This window comes from Burkholderia sp. IT-111MI5 (assembly GCF_949752865.1).
Lineage (GTDB): Bacteria > Pseudomonadota > Gammaproteobacteria > Burkholderiales > Burkholderiaceae > Burkholderia > Burkholderia pyrrocinia_C.
In genome coordinates, this window is the sequence record NZ_CATKIF010000003.1 from 189,922 (window position 1) to 207,638 (window position 17,717).

The 17,717-nt window shown below is 66.3% G+C and carries 15 protein-coding genes and 7 tRNA genes; 4 read left to right on the forward strand and 18 right to left on the reverse strand.

The genetic code is table 11. The annotated features are described in order from the left end of the window. Positions 1–125: 125 nt before the first annotated feature. Together ACM6JT_RS02865 and ACM6JT_RS02870 are read right to left on the reverse strand one after the other, a co-directional pair. Entirely contained in the window at positions 126–560 is a 435-nt protein-coding gene (locus ACM6JT_RS02865) for a universal stress protein (RefSeq protein ID WP_034184755.1), read from the reverse strand. A gap of 159 nt (positions 561–719) precedes the next feature. Further along, positions 720–1,625 carry a LysR family transcriptional regulator gene (locus tag ACM6JT_RS02870; RefSeq protein WP_131947369.1) on the reverse strand — a complete coding sequence of 302 codons (906 nt, stop codon included), beginning with the start codon at positions 1,623–1,625 and terminating at the stop codon, positions 720–722. Between the two features lie 154 nt (positions 1,626–1,779). Between ACM6JT_RS02870 and ACM6JT_RS02875 the strand changes: the two genes are divergently transcribed. Both ACM6JT_RS02875 and aceB read left to right on the forward strand, forming a co-directional pair. Further along, the gene (locus ACM6JT_RS02875) at positions 1,780–2,541 is read left to right on the forward strand and encodes a haloacid dehalogenase type II (RefSeq protein WP_414855949.1); all 762 of its coding nucleotides are present in this window, start codon (positions 1,780–1,782) and stop codon (positions 2,539–2,541) included. Between the two features lie 65 nt (positions 2,542–2,606). Next, the gene (aceB, locus tag ACM6JT_RS02880; RefSeq protein WP_414855950.1) at positions 2,607–4,199 is read left to right on the forward strand and encodes a malate synthase A; all 1,593 of its coding nucleotides are present in this window, start codon (positions 2,607–2,609) and stop codon (positions 4,197–4,199) included. Positions 4,200–4,324: 125 nt separating this feature from the next. Here the strand turns inward: aceB and ACM6JT_RS02885 are convergent, their stop codons facing one another. Further along, positions 4,325–4,738 carry a gamma-glutamylcyclotransferase family protein gene (locus ACM6JT_RS02885; RefSeq protein WP_414855951.1) on the reverse strand — a complete coding sequence of 138 codons (414 nt, stop codon included), beginning with the start codon at positions 4,736–4,738 and terminating at the stop codon, positions 4,325–4,327. 258 nt (positions 4,739–4,996) lie between these two features. Here ACM6JT_RS02885 and ACM6JT_RS02890 point away from each other — a divergent pair, with 258 nt between their 5' ends. Next, on the forward strand, positions 4,997–5,875 hold the full coding sequence (locus ACM6JT_RS02890) for an AraC family transcriptional regulator (protein ID WP_034184715.1): 879 nt from the start codon (positions 4,997–4,999) through the stop codon (positions 5,873–5,875). Between the two features lie 26 nt (positions 5,876–5,901). Here the strand turns inward: ACM6JT_RS02890 and ACM6JT_RS02895 are convergent, their stop codons facing one another. From ACM6JT_RS02895 to gltX, 9 genes are all read right to left on the reverse strand, one after another. Then, the gene (locus ACM6JT_RS02895) at positions 5,902–6,366 is read right to left on the reverse strand and encodes a GNAT family N-acetyltransferase (RefSeq protein ID WP_034184714.1); all 465 of its coding nucleotides are present in this window, start codon (positions 6,364–6,366) and stop codon (positions 5,902–5,904) included. A gap of 227 nt (positions 6,367–6,593) precedes the next feature. Next, positions 6,594–6,670: transfer RNA gene (locus tag ACM6JT_RS02900), tRNA-Asp, on the reverse strand. Between the two features lie 73 nt (positions 6,671–6,743). Next, a tRNA-Glu gene (locus ACM6JT_RS02905) sits at positions 6,744–6,819 on the reverse strand. Between the two features lie 65 nt (positions 6,820–6,884). Next, positions 6,885–6,961 (reverse strand) — tRNA-Asp (locus tag ACM6JT_RS02910). A 79-nt stretch (positions 6,962–7,040) separates the two neighbouring features. Continuing rightward, a tRNA-Glu gene (locus ACM6JT_RS02915) sits at positions 7,041–7,116 on the reverse strand. Between the two features lie 63 nt (positions 7,117–7,179). Further along, positions 7,180–7,256 (reverse strand) — tRNA-Asp (locus ACM6JT_RS02920). A gap of 78 nt (positions 7,257–7,334) precedes the next feature. Then, positions 7,335–7,410, reverse strand: a tRNA-Glu gene (locus tag ACM6JT_RS02925). Between the two features lie 140 nt (positions 7,411–7,550). Continuing rightward, a tRNA-Ala gene (locus ACM6JT_RS02930) sits at positions 7,551–7,626 on the reverse strand. 128 nt (positions 7,627–7,754) lie between these two features. After that, a complete protein-coding gene (gene gltX / locus ACM6JT_RS02935) occupies positions 7,755–9,164 on the reverse strand; it encodes a glutamate--tRNA ligase (protein ID WP_034184713.1) in 1,410 nt (469 codons plus the stop codon). A gap of 280 nt (positions 9,165–9,444) precedes the next feature. Between gltX and ACM6JT_RS02940 the strand changes: the two genes are divergently transcribed. Then, positions 9,445–10,371 (forward strand): patatin-like phospholipase family protein, encoded by a 927-nt coding sequence (locus ACM6JT_RS02940; protein WP_034184712.1) that lies wholly within the window; start codon positions 9,445–9,447, stop codon positions 10,369–10,371. 161 nt (positions 10,372–10,532) lie between these two features. Here ACM6JT_RS02940 and ACM6JT_RS02945 read toward each other — a convergent pair whose 3' ends face one another. The 6 genes from ACM6JT_RS02945 to ACM6JT_RS02970 all read right to left on the reverse strand — a co-directional run bounded on the left by ACM6JT_RS02945 (position 10,533) and on the right by ACM6JT_RS02970 (position 17,581). Beyond that, a complete protein-coding gene (locus ACM6JT_RS02945) occupies positions 10,533–11,207 on the reverse strand; it encodes a C40 family peptidase (protein WP_034184711.1) in 675 nt (224 codons plus the stop codon). A gap of 128 nt (positions 11,208–11,335) precedes the next feature. Continuing rightward, entirely contained in the window at positions 11,336–12,958 is a 1,623-nt protein-coding gene (locus tag ACM6JT_RS02950; protein ID WP_105390440.1) for an ABC transporter ATP-binding protein, read from the reverse strand. Then, a complete protein-coding gene (locus ACM6JT_RS02955) occupies positions 12,955–14,052 on the reverse strand; it encodes an ABC transporter permease (protein ID WP_175749911.1) in 1,098 nt (365 codons plus the stop codon). Before ACM6JT_RS02955 ends, ACM6JT_RS02950 begins: the two co-directional genes overlap by 4 nt. A 48-nt stretch (positions 14,053–14,100) precedes the next feature. After that, positions 14,101–15,144 (reverse strand): microcin C ABC transporter permease YejB, encoded by a 1,044-nt coding sequence (locus ACM6JT_RS02960; protein ID WP_105390439.1) that lies wholly within the window; start codon positions 15,142–15,144, stop codon positions 14,101–14,103. Between the two features lie 52 nt (positions 15,145–15,196). Then, on the reverse strand, positions 15,197–17,080 hold the full coding sequence (locus ACM6JT_RS02965) for an extracellular solute-binding protein (RefSeq protein WP_414855952.1): 1,884 nt from the start codon (positions 17,078–17,080) through the stop codon (positions 15,197–15,199). Positions 17,081–17,221: 141 nt separating this feature from the next. After that, positions 17,222–17,581: a hypothetical protein gene (locus ACM6JT_RS02970; protein ID WP_034184706.1), complete on the reverse strand. Its 360-nt coding sequence runs from the start codon at positions 17,579–17,581 to the stop codon at positions 17,222–17,224. Positions 17,582–17,717 lie beyond the last annotated feature (136 nt).

Below are 17,717 nucleotides of genomic sequence, written 5' to 3' on the forward strand. Positions count from 1 at the left end.
AGATCGCGCGACCGGCCGCGCGGCCCGCGGGCCGCCAGCAACGACGCGCGCCGGCTTGGTCCGGCGCGCCCTTTTTCTACGGTGCCGGTCCTGCTGCCGCCCGCGCGGCCACAACCGGCACCGCGCTACCGATAGACAATCACCGGAATTTTCGTATGGGTCAGCACACGCTGCGTCTCGCTGCCGATCAGCAGGCTGCCGAGCCCGCGGCGTCCGTGGGACGCCATGAAGATCACGTCGCAGCCGCCGCGTTCGGCCGCCTCGATGATGCCGAGATACGGCGACGGATGCACGCTGGTCCACGTGTCGCAGACGACGCCGGCCACCTTCGCGGCCGATTCGACCTCGTCGAGGTGCGCGCGCGCCTCGCGCTCGCTGCGCGCCCGGAAATCGGCGGGCGGCTCGATGATCACTTCGGAAAACGGCGAGTATGGATACTGCGGCAGGCACGCGTAGGCCGTCACGCGCGCGCCGACCGCGCGCGCCAGGTCGATCGCGCCGTCAATCGCCTTTTGCGACAGTTCGGAACCGTCGGTTGGAACGAGGATGTGCCGGAACATCGCGCCCTCCTTCGTCAATCGCACTCCGCGCGCCGCGATCCCGTTCGGGCCGACCGCGATGCGTCGCGCGTGCCTCCTACGATTGTAGTGTGCGAAACCGCGCAACCGGCACCGGCAGCGGGTTCGCCCTCATATCGGAAACGCGCGGGCATACGCGGCCTACTCGCCCCAATAACCGGGCCGCTCGTACGTGTGCTTCAGGTAATCGAGAAACAGGCGCACGCGCAGCGGCAGGTGGCGGCGCTGCGGAAACACCGCGTGGATGCCGATCGGCGGCGCGGCGAACGCGTCGAGCACGCTGACGAGCCGGCCGGCCGCGATGTCGTCGCCGACCTCCCACCACGAGCGCCATGCCAGGCCGTGTCCGGCGAGACACCACTCGTGCAGCACCGCGCCGTCCGAGCATTCCATCGTGCCGTTCACGCGAATCGACACGACCTTGTCGTCCTCCTGGAACGCCCAGCCGCGCTGCTGGTTCGCGTTCGCCGCGAGCGCGAGGCAGTTGTGCCGCGCCAGTTCCGCGAGCGTGGCGGGCGTGCCGCGCCGCGTGAGATACGCGGGCGACGCAACGCACACGCGGCGATTCTCGCCGAGCTTCAGCGACACCAGCGACGAGTCCGGCAGTTCGCCGAGCCGCACCGCGCAATCGAACCCTTCGTTGACGAGGTCGACCATCCGGTCGGACAGGTCGAGCGTGACCGACACGTCCGGATGCCCGCTGCTGAACTCGGGCACGAGCGGCGCGACGTGCCGCCGACCGAAGCCGGCCGGCGCGGAAATGCGCAGGTGGCCGCTCGCCTTGACGCCGCCGGCGGACACACTCGCCTCCGCGTTCTGCATGTCGTTGATGATCCGCTGGCAATCCTCGAGGAATGCCGACCCCTCGAACGTCAGCGTAAGCTTGCGCGTCGTGCGCACCAGCAGCTTGACGCCGAGCCGCTCCTCGAGCGCGTCGAGGCGGCGGCCGATGATCGCCGGCGCGACGCCTTCCGCGTGCGCAGCCGCCGACAAGCTGCCCTTCGCCGCGACCGCGGCGAACGTTTCGATCTGTTTGAACCGGTCCATGACTCGCGGGGACGGCACCGCCGCCCTTCAAATAGCTTAAGCCGCTCAAGATTATGTATATGAAAGTAAAAGATCAAGTGATGATTAGCGTCTTTTTTAGCACCTGCGATCACGAATAGAATCGACCCGACCTCTGAAACTGGAGCGCAAGGCTATGTCGGCCACAACGACACTCTCCTCTCCCGACGCAATCCTCTTCGACGCATTCGGCACGTTGTTCGACGTGCATGCGGTCGTGGCCGCGGCAGAGCAGATGTTTCCCGGTCACGGGGAACGGTTGTCGCAGCTGTGGCGACGCAAGCAAATCGAATACTCGCAGCTGCGCACGCTCGCCGATCCGGCCGGCGCCCGCTATCGCCCGTTCCGGGACATCACGCTCGATGCGCTGCGGTTCGCCGCGCGCGCGCTCGGCCTCGCGCTGAACAGCGCGGCCGAGAAGCGGCTGATGGACGAATACGCGTGCCTGTCCACCTATCCCGATACGGTGCCCGCGCTGCGCAAGCTGCGCGCGCTCGAGCCGCGCCCGCCGCTCGCGATCCTGTCGAACGGCAACCCGCAGATGCTCGACATCGCGATCAAGAGCGCCGGCATGTCCGGGCTGTTCGATCGCGTGCTGTCGGCCGACACCGTGCGCGCGTACAAGCCGAGTCCGGCCGTCTACGCGCTCGGCACCGCCGCGCTCGGGCCGAACCCGCGCGGCATCGTGTTCGTGTCGTCGAACGCATGGGACGTCGCCGGTGCCGCGTGGTTCGGCTACACGACGTTCTGGCTCAACCGCACGGGCGCGCCCGCCGAGGAACTCGGCGCACCGCCCGACGGCACGGGCACCGGCATGGCCGACCTGCTCGCATTCCTCGCCACCCCGGCTCCATCCGGCAGACACGCAAACCGCACGCGCCCCGGCCCGGGTGCATGACGCTCGCAGCTGCCGCCTTCCCCTTTCACCGAAACCGCAACTGACCGACCAAGGAGATGAGACTCATGAGCACCCCGATCACGCTGCCGCAAGGCATGACGATCACCGGCGAAATCAAGCCGGGTTACGAAGCGATCCTGACGCCCGACGCGCTCGCACTCGTCGCAGCGCTGCACCGCGCGTTCGAACCGCGCCGCCAGGCGCTGCTGCAGGCGCGCGCCGAGCGCACGAAACGCCTCGACGCGGGCGAGCGCCCGGACTTCCTGGCCGATACCAGGGCGATCCGCGAGGGCGACTGGAAGGTCGCGCCGCTGCCGGCCGACCTGCAATGCCGCCGCGTCGAGATCACGGGCCCCGTCGAGCGCAAGATGATCATCAACGCGCTGAACTCGGGCGCCGATTCGTACATGACGGACTTCGAAGATTCGAACGCGCCGAGCTGGACGAACCAGATCGACGGCCAGATCAACCTGAAGGACGCGATCCGCCGCACCATCTCGCTCGAGCAGAACGGCAAGTCGTACCAGCTCAACGACAAGGTCGCGACGCTGATCGTGCGTCCGCGCGGCTGGCATCTCGACGAGAAACACGTGACGGTCGACGGCCAGCGCGTGTCCGGCGGCATCTTCGATTTCGCGCTGTTCCTGTTCCACAACGCGAAGGAGCTGATCGCGCGCGGCTCGGGCCCGTACTTCTACCTGCCGAAGATGGAAAGCCATCTCGAGGCGCGCCTGTGGAACGACATCTTCGTCGCCGCGCAGGAACAGGTCGGCATCCCGCGCGGCACGATCCGCGCGACCGTGCTGATCGAGACGATCCTCGCCGCGTTCGAGATGGACGAGATCCTGTACGAACTGCGCGAGCACAGCTCGGGCCTGAACGCCGGCCGCTGGGACTACATCTTCTCGGCGATCAAGAAGTTCAAGAACGACCGCAATTTCTGCCTCGCCGACCGTTCGAAGATCACGATGACGGTGCCGTTCATGCGCGCGTACGCGCTGCTGCTGCTGAAGACCTGCCACAAGCGCAACGCGCCGGCGATCGGCGGGATGAGCGCGCTGATCCCGATCAAGAACGATCCGGAAGCGAACGACAAGGCGATGGGCGGCGTGCGCTCGGACAAGCAGCGCGACGCGACCGACGGCTACGACGGCGGCTGGGTTGCGCACCCGGGCCTCGTGCCGATCGCGATGGAAGAGTTCGTCAAGGTGCTCGGCGACAAGCCGAACCAGATCGCGAAGCAGCGCGACGACGTGCAAATCGAAGGCAAGAACCTGCTCGACTTCCAGCCTGAAGCGCCGATCACCGAAGCCGGCCTGCGCAACAACATCAACGTCGGCATCCACTACCTCGGCGCGTGGCTCGACGGCAACGGCTGCGTGCCGATCCACAACCTGATGGAAGATGCGGCCACCGCCGAGATTTCCCGTTCGCAGGTGTGGCAGTGGATCCGCTCGCCGAAGGGCGTGCTCGACGACGGCCGCAAGGTCACGGCCGACCTCGTGCGCGAATACGCAAAGGTCGAACTCGACAACGTGAAGCGTTCGGTCGGCGGCAACACGCAGCCGTACGAGCGCGCCGCGGCGATCTTCGAGCAGATGTCGACGTCGGAAGGCTTCACCGAATTCCTGACGCTGCCGCTGTACGAGGAAATCTGACGAAGCGGCCCGCCGCGACCGTCGGCCGGCCACGTGCCGTCGCCGGTCGCACGCGACGACCGCACGAAAAAAGCGCCCCGCGGGGCGCTTTCCTTTTGCGGCGAAACCGACTGCCGCGCGGACGCTCAGGCGACCTCTCGCTCGCGCCGGTGCTGGACCCAGTCTCCCGACGCGATGCGCGGACGCCCGGCTGCCGCATGCGCGGCGACCGGGTAATACAGGCATGCGTACTGCCGGCCGCCGAGCTCGACGGTCACCTCTTCCGGCTTGAACAGCGTGTCGACGCCCGGATAAACGCGCTCGATCTCGTCGAGCACGGGAACGAGCCGTTCATCGACCTCGTAGACGTCGCCCCAGACCAGCGACTTGCCGGCCGGCCCGGCGACCATCCCCGGATACGTACCGAAATCGTACAGCTCGCCCGGCAGCGCGGCCGCGCCAAGCAGCGTCGGCGCGGCGATCCCGTGTCGTGCGGCCGCATGGCCGATGTCGTTGGTCTCTCCGGCTCTCAGGGTGCCGTAGACGAATACGTAGCGCATCGTGGTTCTCCTCTTCGATTCGTATGTTGCCGTGTTCGCGCGCGATTCGTGCGAAATTGCGCACCCATCGATAGACCACCGGATCGGCCCGATGGTTCTGACCGGCAAGCGCGCGGGGCCCCGGGCAGTCGCGCCGACTTCGCCCGCTCCCATACAAAGTTCATTTGACCAGGGCATGATCGCCCCAAAAACCGCCGCATGCGCTCGCGCGGCGCCTTCTAAAATAACGGCATCGCCGCCGCGCCGCCCGAACCGTCCATGAATCCTCCCGTCCAAGCCGACGCATCGAACCCATACGACGTCATCGACATCCCGCCCGAATTCGCGCCGACCGCCGTCCATCCGATGCGCGTGCGCGCGCGGCAGGTCGACGCCGGCCACCGCATCCCGCTGCACACGCATGCGTGGGCGCAGCTCGCGTACGCATCGCGCGGCGTGCTGCGCGTCGCGACGACCGGCACGACGTGGATGGTGCCGCCGTCCCGCGCGATCTGGGTGCCGCCGCGTGTGACGCATGAAGTCGTGATCGTCGAGGAAGCGTATTTGCGCACGCTGTATATCGACGAATCGATCGTGCCGGACGGGCTCGACGCGTGCCGCGTCGTGGAAGTGACGGGATTGCTGCGCGAACTGATCGTCGCACTCGATGCGCGCGAGCTGAGCACCGCGCGCGAGCGCCTGCTGTGCGGGCTCGTGCTCGACGAGCTGAGCCATGCCGAGCCGTTGCCGCTTGCGGTGCCGATGCCTGATGAGAAACGGCTGCGCATGCTGTGCGAATCGGTACTCGCGCAACCGGCGCATGCGGAATCGCTCGAACACTGGGCGAGCGAGGTCGGCGCGAGCACGCGCACGATTTCGCGGCTCTTCAAGCAGGAACTGGGCGTGAGCTTTTCGCAGTGGCGCCAGCAGGCGCTGCTGGCGCGGGCGATCCCGCTGCTGAATCAGGGGCGCCCGCTGTCGCATATCGCGCGCGAACTCGGCTACCAGAGCCAGAGCGCGTTCTCGGCGATGTTCCGCCGTGCATTCGGCGAAAGCCCGCGCGCGTTCATGCTGCGCGGCTACGAGCACCGCGGCGCGGAAGGCCGCATTGCGGACGACGAATCGCCGGACGACGACGCGATCGACGCCGTCCGCTGAGCGCTGCGCTCCGGATCGTCAGATCTTCAGACCGGCCGCACCATGTGGCGGATCGAGCCGAGTTGCGCGAGCCGCGGGCCGGCTACCCGATAGCCCATGCGCAGGTAGAGACGCGCGGCGGGATTGTCGACGAACACGCGCAACTGCAATTCGTGCAGCCCGCGCGCACGTGCCCAGCGGTGCGCCATGTCGAGCATGTAGGTGCCGGCGCCCTGCCCGCGATGGCCGGCCGCGATCTGGACGTCGCGGATATGCAGCGAATCGCCTTCCTCGGTCACGCGCAGCACGCCGATGCGCTCGCCGTCGGCCTCGAGGATGAAGTTCTCGGATTCGCGCCAGCTCGCATAGAACAGGTCGCTGCGCCACACGAGCCCATGGCGCTTGTAGTAGCCGCCCATGTTGCCGTGCGTCAGCGCTTCGGCAAACGGGAAATCGCCGGGCTCCGCTGGCCGGAGCTGATACAGGAGTCGCAGGTCGGTTGGATCGAGCATCGCGCAGGGGTCAAGAACGCATCCCGCCACGATAGCGCAGTCGCGTGCGGATGCAATCGCGAATTTCTCGTAGCGGCGCGGCGCCTGATTTGCAAGCGCAGCCCTTCGAGTCCCGCCGAAAGCCGCGCAGGCGGCTTCCTCCGCCCCGCAGCCACGCGCCCGAGAACGGGCGCAACACTGGACGCACAAACGAAAATGCCCGCACAAGGCGGGCACTTTCGTTTGTTTGGCGGAGCGGACGGGACTCGAACCCGCGACCCCCGGCGTGACAGGCCGGTATTCTAACCGACTGAACTACCGCTCCAGTCTTGCTGCTTGCCTGGCAGGCGTCGGTTGCTTCCTGCCGGCGCGTCGTTTGTTCGAACGACGCCGAAATCTGGCGTCCCCTAGGGGATTCGAACCCCTGTACTCACCGTGAAAGGGTGATGTCCTAGGCCTCTAGACGAAGGGGACAACGTACTGCTTACATCCTTAATGCAAAAGCCCGTTCAAAAACGTTCTTTGAACGGGCTTCGTTCTGGCGGAGCGGACGGGGCTCGAACCCGCGACCCCCGGCGTGACAGGCCGGTATTCTAACCAACTGAACTACCGCTCCAGCTTTCTTCACCCCACTTGCAGGACATCGTTCATGTTCCTGCAAGCGTTGCGGCACTTCTACGAAACGCCGCTGAATCTGGCGTCCCCTAGGGGATTCGAACCCCTGTACTCACCGTGAAAGGGTGATGTCCTAGGCCTCTAGACGAAGGGGACAACGTACTGCTTACATCCTTAATACAAAAGCCCGCTCAAAAACGTCTTGAACGGGCTTCGTTCTGGCGGAGCGGACGGGACTCGAACCCGCGACCCCCGGCGTGACAGGCCGGTATTCTAACCGACTGAACTACCGCTCCAGCTTTCTTACCCAACCCGCAGGACGTCGGTTACGTTCCTGCAAGCCTCGCGACACTTCTACGAAACGCCGCTGAATCTGGCGTCCCCTAGGGGATTCGAACCCCTGTACTCACCGTGAAAGGGTGATGTCCTAGGCCTCTAGACGAAGGGGACAAAATCTTTTCAGATCTGTCTGACTTTCGCTATTCACTTCTCATCAACAGCGAAGGCCGGAATTCTAACTGCTTTAGATCATTCTGTGAAGCATTTATTACTACAACTACTGCTTCGCAAATCAATCCAATTTGTTCTGTTGGTGGAGGTAAGCGGGATCGAACCGCTGACCTCTTGCATGCCATGCAAGCGCTCTCCCAGCTGAGCTATACCCCCTTGCAGAACAGAAATGAGATTATATGGACCGACTTTGAACTTGTAAATACCCTTTTTGCGATTCGAGCGAATTTTTTTGCGAAGCTGCCGCGATCTCACGCGCAGACAGCTTCGCTCACGCACGAACCTCAGGCCAGCGCGGCCTCGATGCGCGACACCACGACGTCGCGACCGAACAGCACCAGCACCGCATCGATCGACGGCGTGTGCGTCGTACCGGCCACCAGCAGGCGCACCGGCATCGCGAGTTGCGGCATCTTCAGCTTGTGCGTGCCGAGCGTCGCCTTCAGCGCAGCGGACACCGCTTCCTTCGTCCAGTCGGCCGCCTTCAGCGCGACGACGAGATCGGCCAGTGCCGGCCGCACCGCATCGGTCACGTGCTGCGCGAGCGCGTCGGCTTCCGGTGCCGGCACGCGGTAGAACATCGCGGCGCCTTCCGCGATCTCCTTGACCGTCGTCGCGCGATCCTTCATCAGGCCGACCACGGCGTCGAGCGCCGGGCCCGTCGCGAGCGCCGCGTCGTCGATGCCGAGCGCGTCGAGGAACGGCTTCGCGAGCGCGGCGAGGCGCGCGTTGTCGGCTTCCTTGATGTAATGCGCGTTCAGCCAGCTCAGCTTGCTGTGGTCGTACTGCGCGGGCGACTTGCCGAGATGCTCGAGATCGAACCATTCGACGAACTGCTCGCGCGAGAAGATCTCCGCGTCGCCGTGCGACCAGCCGAGGCGCGCGAGATAGTTGACGACCGCTTCAGGCAGGAAGCCCGCATCGCGATACGCCATCACGCTCATCGCGCCATGCCGCTTGCTCATCTTCTCGCCCTGCTCGTTCAGCACGGTCGGCAGGTGCGCATAGACGGGCGCCTCGCCGCCGAGCGCATTCAGGATGTTGATCTGGCGCGGCGTGTTGTTCACGTGGTCGTCGCCACGGATCACGTGCGTGATGCCCATGTCCATGTCGTCCACCACCACGCAGAAGTTGTAGATCGGCGTGCCGTCCGGGCGCGCGATCACGAGGTCGTCGAGTTCCTCGTTCGAGATCTCGACGCGCCCCTTCACGGCGTCGTCCCACACGACCGTGCCGGTCAACGGATTGCGGAAGCGCAGCACGGGCTTCACGCCGGCCGGCGGCTCGGGCAGCACCTTGCCGGGCTCCGGACGCCACGTGCCGTCGTAGCGCGGCTTCAGGCCGGCCTCGCGCTGGCGTTCGCGCAGCGCGTCGAGTTCCTCGGCCGACATGTAGCACGGGTACGCGAGGCCCTTCTCGAGCATCTGCGCGAGCACCTCGCGATAGCGGTCCATCCGCTGCATCTGGTAGATCGGGCCTTCATCGAAATCCAGGCCGAGCCACTGCATCCCTTCGAGGATCGCATCGACCGCTTCCTGCGACGAGCGCTCGACGTCGGTATCCTCGATGCGCAGCACGAACGTGCCCTTCATCTTGCGGGCGAACGCCCACGGATAGAGTGCGGAGCGGATGTTGCCGAGGTGGATGAAGCCGGTGGGACTCGGCGCGAAGCGGGTACGGACAGGACGGGTCATAAACGGTAACTCGAACGCCTGGGGCGCATGAATGATTCGACGCGGGATCGACGGCGGCAGCCCGGACAGCAACGGGGCCGGCGACGCCCGGAACGGGAAAGAAGCCGGAATTATACTCGCGCCTGACATCGCGCCAAGCGCACCGCTTGCTTTATGATGTGCGCGCCGCGGCCGCCAACCGGCGCGGCGCCGGTCGCACGGAACCTGCCGCGCGGCCGCTCGGAACCTATCGCCGCCGCGGGCCGTGTAACCCGCCGCCAAGCCGCCGGAGAACCATTCGATGTCGTCCCCTCGCCTGTCGCGCCGCCATTTCACGATCGCGTGCGCGTCCGCCAGCCTCGCCGCGTGTACGTCGTTCGGCGGCAAATCCCGTCCCGACAACGCCTCCAACCCCGCGCAGCCGAACGAGAAGCCCGTGAAGATCGGCATCGCGCTCGGCGGCGGCGCCGCGCGCGGCTTCTCGCACATCGGCGTGCTGAAGGCGCTCGAGGCGCGCGGCATCCCGATCGAGATCGTCGCGGGCACGAGCGCGGGCTCGGTGGTCGGCGCACTCTATGCGTCGGGCATGAGCGCGCTGCAGATCAACAAGATCGCGCTCGACATGGACCAGGCCGCGATCAGCGACTGGGCGCTGCCGTTCCGCTCGCGCGGCCTCCTGCAGGGTGTCGCACTGCAGAACTTCCTGAACAAGTCGCTCAACAACCGGCCGATCGAGAAGATGGCGAAGCCGCTCGGCATCGTCGCGACGGATCTGCAGAGCGGCCAGCCGATCCTGTTCCAGCAAGGCAACACGGGGCTCGCGGTGCGTGCGTCGTGCAGCGTGCCGTCGGTGTTCGAACCGGTGAAGATCGGCAACCGCGAATACGTCGACGGCGGCCTCGTGAGCCCGGTGCCCGCGTCGTACGCGCGCAAGATGGGCGCGAGCTTCGTGATCGCGGTCGACATCTCGTCCCGGCCGGACGGCGCGGCGACCAGCAACCCGATCGAGATGCTGCTGCAGACCTTCACGATCATGGGCCAGACGATCAAGACCTACGAGCTCGACAAATACGCGGACGTCGTGATCCGCCCGAACCTTGCGGCCATGGGCGGCAGCGACTTCAACCAGCGCAACGCGGCGATTCTCGCAGGCGAGGAAGCGGTCGCGCGCATCATGCCGGAACTGCAGCGCAAGCTCGCGGCGGCGCGCGGCGTAGCCGCCGCGTAAGAAGCACGCCGGTCGCGGGACGGGACGGGACGGCGCGCGCCGCCGCCCCGCGACCTGCGGAACGACTTCCGCGTCGCTGCCTGCGCCGGCCCCAAAACAAAAAACCCTGCCGCCTTTCGGTGACAGGGTTTTTTCGATCCGGTCCGGCTGACCGGCGAACGTCAGTTGTTGCCGCTCGCCGAATCGTCGCCGATCGTCGCGCGCACGCGCTGGCGCAGATCCTCGGCCTTCATCGGGAACTCCGACTCGAGCCGGCGCGCGCCGGTGAAACGCTTTTCCCAGTAGCCGCTATCGAGATCGTCGACGCGAACGGTGCTGCCCGTCGACGGCGAATGCACGAACTTGTTGTCGCCGATATAGATGCCGACGTGCGAGAACGTGCGGCGCATCGTGTTGAAGAACACGAGGTCGCCCGGCTTGAGGTTACTCATGCTCACCTTCTCGCCGACCCGGCTCATCTCTTCCGCGCGACGCGGCAGCGACATGCCGAGCGTGTCCTGGAACACGTAGCGGACGAAGCCGCTGCAGTCGAGGCCCGAATCCGGCGAGTTGCCGCCCCAGCGATAACGCACGCCGATCATGTTCAGCGCGCCGACGACGACGTCGCCTGCCTTGCCCGCCATGCCGGCGAGGAACGACTTCGCGCCGCCGCCCGACGGCTGGGCACTGGTCTGCTGGACGGAGGAACCCGACCCGATTTGAGTCGAATTCGTGACATTCTGGTTAAAACTGCTGACTTCGTCGGCGAACGCGCCGGGAGCTGCTGCGAACAGGGCGCCGATGAACAGCCCGGCGATGGTGCGCGCGCATGCCTGGGTCAGGGATCGATGCTGCATTGGTCGATGGAATATGCTTAAAAATCAGCTGATTGGCGGAAAATTTCGGTCGATACTAGCCAGCGCGTAATCGTTTGTCAAAACAAATTAAAAAATACAATCGAGATGATCAGACCATTGGACGCTTATCACGCTTTCCAGACCGCTTTCAACAGCTTTTGTGTGTAAGGATGTGACGGTCTGGTGAAGATGTCGGCCACGTCTCCCGACTCGACGACGGCGCCGTCCTGCATCACCGCGACGCGGTGCGCCATCGCGCCGATCACCTCCAGATCGTGGCTGATGAATACATAGCCGAGGTTGTATTTCTGTTGCAAATTCGCGAGCAGTTTCAGCACCTGCTGCTGGATCGACACGTCGAGCGCGGAAGTCGGCTCGTCGAGGATCAGGATGCGCGGCTCCAGCACCAGCGCGCGCGCGATCGCGATCCGCTGGCGCTGCCCGCCCGAGAATTCGTGCGGATAGCGGTGCAATACCGTGCGGTCGAGGCCGACTTCGCGCAGCACCGCGAGCGACTTCGCGCGGCGCGCATCGGGCGTCATTTCCGGGCGATGCAGCTCGAGCCCCTCGCCGACGATCCGTTCGATCGTGTGACGCGGCGAAAGCGAACTGAACGGATCCTGAAAGACGACCTGCATGTTCGAGCGCAGCGCGGTCTGTTCGCGGCCGCGATAGGTCGACAGCGCGCGCCCCTGGAATTCGATCTCGCCGCCGGCCGTCTTCTGCAGCCCGAGCAGCGCCATCGCGAGCGTCGATTTCCCGGACCCCGATTCGCCGACGATGCCGAGCGTTTCGCCCTGTCGCACCGACACCGACACGTCCGCGACGGCCGTCACGGGCACCGTGCCGAACCAGCCCGCGAAACCCGGCCGCTTGCGTGCGAACTGCACGCTCACATGGCGCGCGTCGAGCACGACGGGCGCGATCGGCATCACCGGCGCGACCGTGCGTTGCGGCCGGCTGTTCAGCAGCCGCTGCGTATACGGATGCTCGGGTTCCGCGAAGATCCGCTCGACCGGCCCGCTCTCGACGAGCCGGCCCTGCTCCATTACCGCGACGCGGTCGGCGAAGTGCCGCACCAGATTCAGGTCGTGCGTGATCAGCAGGATCGCCATCCCGCGCTTTTCCGCTTCCTCGCGCTGCAGTTCCAGCAGCAGGTCGACGATCTGCGCGCGGATCGTCACATCGAGCGCGGTGGTCGGCTCGTCGGCGAGCAACAACCGCGGCCGGCACGCGAGCGCCATTGCGATCATCGCGCGCTGCCGCTGGCCGCCCGACAACTGGTGGGGGTAGCTGTCGACACGCTTGTCGGGTTCCGCGATGCCCGTGCGCGCGAGCAGCGCGATCGCGCGCTTGCGCGCCTCGACGGCCGATACGCCGTCGTGCAGCACGATCGTCTCGCCGATCTGCACGCCGATCGTATACAGCGGGTTGAGCGCCGTCATCGGCTCCTGGAAGATCATCGCGATGTCCGAGCCGCGCAGCCCGCGCATCTCGCGCTCGCTCTTGGCCGCAAGATCCTGCCCCGCGAAGCGGATCGCGCCGCTCACGTCGGCGTCGCTCAGCAGCCGCAGGATCGACAGCGCGGTCACGCTCTTGCCCGACCCCGACTCGCCGACCAGCGCGACGCGCTCGCCGCGGCCGATCGCGAGCGTCACGTCGTCCACCGCGACCGTGTCGCCGAAGCGCACATGCAGACGTTCGAGCGACAGCAACGGCTCGTCGTGCTTCGATACGACCGTTTCGCTCATCGCTGGCCTCCCGCCGCGCGTATCGAATCGGCGATCCGCGTGTCGAGCGCATTGCGCAGCGCGTCGCCCATGAAGGTCAGCAGCAGCAGCGTCGCGACCAGCACGCCGAACGTCGACAGCGAGATCCACCATGCGTCGAGGTTGCCCTTGCCCTGCGCGAGCAGCTCGCCGAGGCTCGGCGTCGGCGGCGGCACGCCGAGCCCGAGGAAATCGAGGCTCGTCAGCGCGAGGATCGCCCCGCTCATCCGGAACGGCAGGAACGTGATCACCGGCGTGAGACTGTTCGGCAGCACGTGGCGCCAGATGATCTGCCAGTTCGTGAGCCCCATCGCGCGCGCCGCGCGCACGTAGTCCTGCGTGCGGTTGCGCAGGAATTCCGCGCGCACGTAGTCGGCCAGCCCGATCCAGCCGAACAGCGACAGCAGCACGATCAGCAGCAGGAAGCTCGGCTCGAAGATCGACGCGAAAATGATCAGCAGGTACAGCTCGGGCAGCGAACTCCAGATCTCGATCAGCCGCTGCCCGACGATGTCGATGCGTCCGCCGAAGAAGCCCTGCACGGCGCCGGCGGCGATCCCGAGCAGCGTGCCGATCACGGTCAGGATCAGCCCGAACTCGACCGACACGCGGAACCCGTACACGAGCCGCGCGAGCAGGTCGCGCCCCTGCGCGTCGGTGCCGAGCCAGTTCTGGCGCGACGGCGGCGCCGGGTTCGGCACGTTCGAGAAGTAGTTCAGCGTGTCGTAGTAATAGCGGTTCGGCGGGTAGACGACGAAGTTGCCGGGCGCCTCGAGCCGCTTGCGCACATACGGATCGAGATAGTCGGCCGGCGCCGGGAAATCGCCGCCGAAGGTCGTCTCCGGGTACGCATGGAACAGCGGGAAATAGTATTGGCCGTCGTAGCGCACGACGAGCGGCTTGTCGTTCGACCACAGCGGCGCCGCAAGGCTCGCGGCGAACGCGACGACGAAGATCACGAAGCTCCAGTAGCCGAGGCGCTGCTGCCGGAAGCGCTGCCATACGCGACGCGCGGGAGACGGCGACACGCGCGCGCGCGCCACATCGATGCGGGACGACACGACGGCCCGGTTCATCGCGCACCTCGCCCGGTGACGCCGGGCATGCAGACGGAAGGTTTCATGTCAGCGCTCCAGGTTGTCGAATTGAATGCGTGGATCGACCCACACATAACAAAGGTCGGAAATCAGCTTGGTCGCGAGCCCGATCAGCGTGAACAGGTACAGCGTGCCGAGCACGACCGGGTAATCGCGGCGCACCACCGACTCGTACGACAGCAGCCCGAGGCCGTCGAGCGAGAACAGCGTCTCGATCAGCAGGCTGCCGGTGAAGAACGCGCCGATGAACGCGGCCGGGAAACCGACGATCAGCGGCAGCATCGCATTGCGGAACACGTGCTTCCACAGCACGCTGCGCTCGGAGAGCCCCTTCGCGCGCGCGGTCAGCACGTATTGCCGGCGGATCTGGTCGAGGAACGCATTCTTCGTGAGCATCGTGATGACCGCGAAGCTGCCGACGACCGACGCCGTGATCGGCAGCGCGATGTGCCACAGGTAGTCGAGCACCTTGCCGGCGAGCGACAGCTCGGCGAAATTGTCCGACGTGAGGCCGCGCAGCGGAAAGAGCTGCCAGAACGAGCCGCCGCCGAACAGCACGAGCAGCAGCACGCCGAGCACGAAGCCCGGGATCGCATAGCCGACGAGCACGACGAGGCTCGTCGCGACGTCGAACGGCGAACCGTTGCGCACGGCCTTCGCGATGCCGAGCGGCACCGATATGAGATACGTGAGGAAGAACGTCCACAGCCCGATGCTGATCGACACGGGCAGCTTCTGCACGATCAGCGACCACACGCTCTGGTGGCGGAAGTAGCTGTCGCCGAGATCGAAGCGCGCGAAGCGCTTCAGCATCAGCCAGTAGCGCTCGAGCGGCGGCTTGTCGAAACCGTACAGCGCCTTGAGCTGCGCGAGCTGCTGCGCGTCGACGCCGGTGTGCGCACGCATCCCGAACGGCACCGCGCCCTGCTCCGTCGCGCCCTTGCGCAACTCCTGCACGGCCTGCTCGACCGGGCCGCCCGGCACGAACTGGGTCACCGCGAACGTGAGGGTCAGCACGCCGACGAGCGTCGGGATCATAAGCAGCAGGCGTTTGAGGATGTAGCTCCACATAGGGCGTCGACTCGTGATCGGTAGGCTGGGTTGGACGAAGGGCCGGCGCGGGTCAGTGAGCGGGCTTCGCCCACCAGGTCGACACGACCCAGCCCTCGGCCGAATAGTACAGCGGCAGCGTCTGCGGATAGGCGAGCGTGCGCTTGTACGCAATCCGATGCGTCGTGCTGTACCACTGCGGGACCGCGTAGTAGCCGTGCATCAGCACGCGGTCGAGCGCGTGCGTCGCGTCGAGCAGCTCGTCGCGCGACTGCGCGGTGCCGAGCGCATGCAGCAGCGCGTCGACGGCCGGCGACTTCAGCCCGACGATGTTGTCGGAGCCCGGTTCGTCGGCGAACTTGCTGCCGTAGCGCGAGAACTGCTCGGCGCCCGGCACCTGCACGCCCGGCAGGCGGACCGTCGTCATGTCGTAGTCGAACGCGTCGAGGCGCTTTTGCAGCAGCGCGTAGTCGGCCGTGCGAAAGCGTGCGTCGATGCCGAGCTTTGCCAGATTGCGCTGGTAGGCGGTCACGACACCCTCCATCGCGCCGCCCGCATCGTCGAGGATCTCGAACGTGAACGGCTCGCCCTTCTCATTGCGCAGTGCGCCGTCGCGATAGGTCCAGCCGGCCTGCGCGAGCAGCGCGCGCGCCTTCAGCAGGTTCGCGCGCAGCGAGCCCGGCGGGTTCGTGTCCGGCTGCGTGACCATCGGGCCGAACACGGCCGGGTCGAGCTGCGCGCGCAGCGGCTCCAGCAGCTTCAGCTCGCCTGCGCCCGGCGTGCCGGTCGCCTGCAGGTCGGTGTCGGCGAAATAGCTGTCGAGACGCGTGTAGGCGCTGTAGAACAGTTGCCGGTTCAGCCATTCGAAGTCGAATGCGAGATCGAGCGCCTGGCGCACGCGCACGTCGCGGAACAGCGGCCGGCGCAGGTTCATGAAGAAGCCCTGCATGCCCGCGCCGTTGTGCTGGCGGAATTCGCGCTTGACGAGCTCGCCGCTGTCGAAACGCTTGCCGACGTCGCGTCGCGCCCAGTTGCGCGCGATGTACTCGACGAGCACATCGTATTCGCCGGCCTTGAACGCCTCGAGCCTCGCGACGCCGTCGCCGTACAGCTTGTAGACGATCCGCTCGAAGTTGTGGGTGCCGACCCGCACCGGCAGGTCGGCGCCCCAGTATGCGGGGTTGCGCCGGTAGGTGATCGTGCGGCCGTTGTCGTAGCGCTCGATCAGGTACGGGCCGCTGCCGATCGGCTGCTCGAACGCGAGATGGTCGAACGGGATGCGCGAGCCGTCCGCGCGCAATCCCCACTTGCGCGAGAACACCGGCACGCCGCCGGCGATCAGCGGCAGCTCGCGATTCGCGCTGCGGAACTCGAAGCGCACGGTGGCCGGGTCGACGACCACGGCCTTCGCGATCTCCGCGAAATACGCGCCGAACTGCGGCGCGGCCAGCTTGCTCTTCAGCGTGTCGAACGAAAACTTGACGTCGTCGGCCGTGACGGCGTCGCCGTTCGAGAAGCGCGCGCGAGGATTCAGGTGGAACGTGACGGAGCGGCGGTCGGGCGCGATGTCGATATCGTCGGCAAGCAGCCCGTACGCGGAGGCCGGTTCGTCCGAGCTGCCCGTCGCCAGGCTCTCGAACAGCATGTCGATGCCGGGCGCGGGGTTGCCGCGCATCGTGAACGGATTGAACTTGTCGAACGACGTCAGCCGGCTCGGGTTCGCGAGCACGAGCGTGCCGCCCTTCGGCGCATCGGGGTTGACGTAGTCGAAATGCTTGAAGCCCGGCGGATACTTCGGCTCGCCGTACTGCGCAATCGCGTAGGCCGCGTGCGCGGCCGTCGCGGCAAACGCCGCCTGCATCGCAAACACTGCGGCAACGCGGCCGGCGGCCCGTGCGGCATGCAGCGCGCCGAAGCGGACGCGCGCGATGGCGGCCCGGGGCGAACCCTTCGTCATAGAGGCCCTGTCGGTCGAATGAGGGTAGTAACGTGTGACGATTCTACCCATTCAATCCTTCGAGCCAAAAGAAAACCGCCACGCGGGCGGTTTCTTCACGAACGGACGCCGCGCCCGCGTCACGCGGGCGCGGCGTGTCGATCAGCGCCAGCCGTTGTGGCGGCCATGATCCCAGTGACCACGATCGCGATCGCCGCCCCAGCCGCGGCCATGGTGGCGATACCACTCGTCGCGGCCCCAGTAGCGGCGGCCGTCCCAGTAGCGGTCGCCGTGCCAGCCGATTATGATCGCCGGCGCCGGCGCATACACGGGCGCAGGTGCATACACCGGCGCCGGCTGATAGATGACCGGCGGCGGCGGCGCATACACGGGCGCGGGCGCGACGTAAACCGGTGCCGGCACGCCGACGTTGATCCCGACATTGACGCCCGCCATTGCTGCACCCGACACGAGCAAGGCCGTCATACCGGTCAAGAGCGAGGCAACACGCAAGGTCTTCATGGATTCCTCTTCTGATTGTGTCATGTGGTGATTCGACTATAACGGCAAGCACCATCCCCGCATATTTCAAGTTTGTAAGAACTGATGCGCGGCATCGCAACGGGAAGCGTGCGCTAACGTCTTGTAACAATCGGCG